Raw genomic sequence first — 1,501 nt, 5'->3', positions numbered from 1 at the left:
CCGTCACAGGGCGGCCCGGGTCCGCTGCCGGTCAGCCCGTCCCCGTCGCGGAGCAGCCCGGACCCGTCGCCGCGAAGACCCCGGAGGAGACCCGATGAACCTGCGGAACCGCACCAGGATGATCATCCTGCTGGTCGCCGTCGTGCTGCTCGGCGCGGTCGGCACCGGGGCCGTCCTCAACGCCGCCGACCGCACCGCCCGCCGGGACCAGGCCCAGCCCGGCGGGCCGTCCGTCACGCCCGGCCCGGTGTCACTACAGGTGCAGTCCGGCGGACGACAGCTGTTGTTCCGCAACATGGCCTGGGGCCCGCACCGGGACGAGATCACCTCCGTCGCCGCCGACCGTCCCGACGGCCCGCGCACCGCCTCCGGCGTCCAGTGCCTGCGCTTCCACGCGGCCGCCGGCACCGGCATCTGCCTCCAGGCCCAGCACGGCGCGCTGGAGGACACCTACCGCGCCGTCGTCCTGGACGACCACCTGCGCGAGCTCCGCTCGTTCCCGGCGGCCGGCATCCCCACCCGCTCCCGGGTCTCCCCGTCCGGGCACCTCGCCGCCTGGACGGTCTTCGTCAGCGGCGACTCGTACGCGGGCAGCGACTTCTCCACCCGCACCTCGATCGTGGACGTCCGGGACTGGAACCTGCGGGAGAACCTGGAGGACTTCTCGGTCGTCCTGGACGGCCACCCGTACCAGGCGCACGACATCAACATCTGGGGCGTCACCTTCGCCGACGACACCACCTTCTACGCCACCCTCGCCAGCGCCGGGCGGACCCACCTCGTCCGCGGCGACCTCGGCGCCCGCACCCTCACCACCCTGCACGACAACGTCGAGTGCCCCTCGCTCTCCCCGGACGGCACCCGCGTCGCCTACAAGAAGCGCGTTCCCGGCCTGCCCGCCGACGCCCCGTGGCGGCTGTACGTGCTCGACCTCGCCACCATGACCGAGACCGCCACCGCCGAGCAGCGCAACATCGACGACCAGGCGCTCTGGTCCGGCGAGGGCACCCTGGTCTACGCCCTGCCCGGCGACTACGGCGCCGACCTGTGGACCGTCCCGGCGGACGGTTCGGGCAGTGCGCAGCCGGTCACCAGGGCTGCGGTCGCCCCCGCCTACCTGGGCTGAGGAACTCTCGGCTACGGTCCCACGTCGAGCAGAGTGTGACGTCCTGATCAGGCGTCCTGAACGAACGGGGGAGCGAGACGACCGTGGACGGCATTCCACCCGAGCGCACGGTGACCGACTCCTGGCCCGCCCTGCACGGCCGCCCGGTCCTGCGGCGCACCGTCGCCGTCGGGCTGGTGCTCTGTGTGTCCGTCGCCGCCGCCCTCGTGGTGCGCGGAGTCAACGCGCTCACCGCCGGCGGCACCGGCCGCGAGACCGACCGCGACCGCGCCGAACGCCTGGCCGGCCCGGCGGCTGCCGCTCCGCCGACGGCGGCGGCACCGCCCACGGCGGCCGCGGCGGCGCCGAAGCCACCGACGCCGATCCAGACGAGCA

2 protein-coding genes are annotated in these 1,501 nt (G+C 74.4%); both read left to right on the top strand.

The window, feature by feature from the left end; all coding sequences use genetic code 11:
- Window positions 1-94 precede the first annotated feature (94 nt).
- Window positions 95-1,126, top strand: coding sequence for a TolB family protein (locus ACIQOV_RS41015; protein ID WP_401056182.1), 1,032 nt, complete (start codon window positions 95-97; stop codon window positions 1,124-1,126).
- Window positions 1,127-1,209: 83 nt separating this feature from the next.
- Window positions 1,210-1,501, top strand: a 292-nt coding sequence (locus tag ACIQOV_RS41010; RefSeq protein WP_401056180.1) for a hypothetical protein, incomplete at its 3' end; no start/stop codon positions are given.

The sequence above is a fragment of the Kitasatospora sp. NPDC091257 genome, from assembly GCF_044757675.1.
Lineage (GTDB): Bacteria > Actinomycetota > Actinomycetes > Streptomycetales > Streptomycetaceae > Kitasatospora > Kitasatospora lactacystinica.
The sequence above is the reverse complement of the archived record's forward strand: the minus strand, read 5'-3'. Positions and strand labels throughout refer to the sequence as shown.

Excerpts from the sequence above, each read along its gene's own strand:
- ACIQOV_RS41015 (WP_401056182.1), top strand. The coding sequence starts at position 95 with ATGAACCTGCGGAACCGCACCAGGATGATCATCCTGCTGGTCGCCGTC.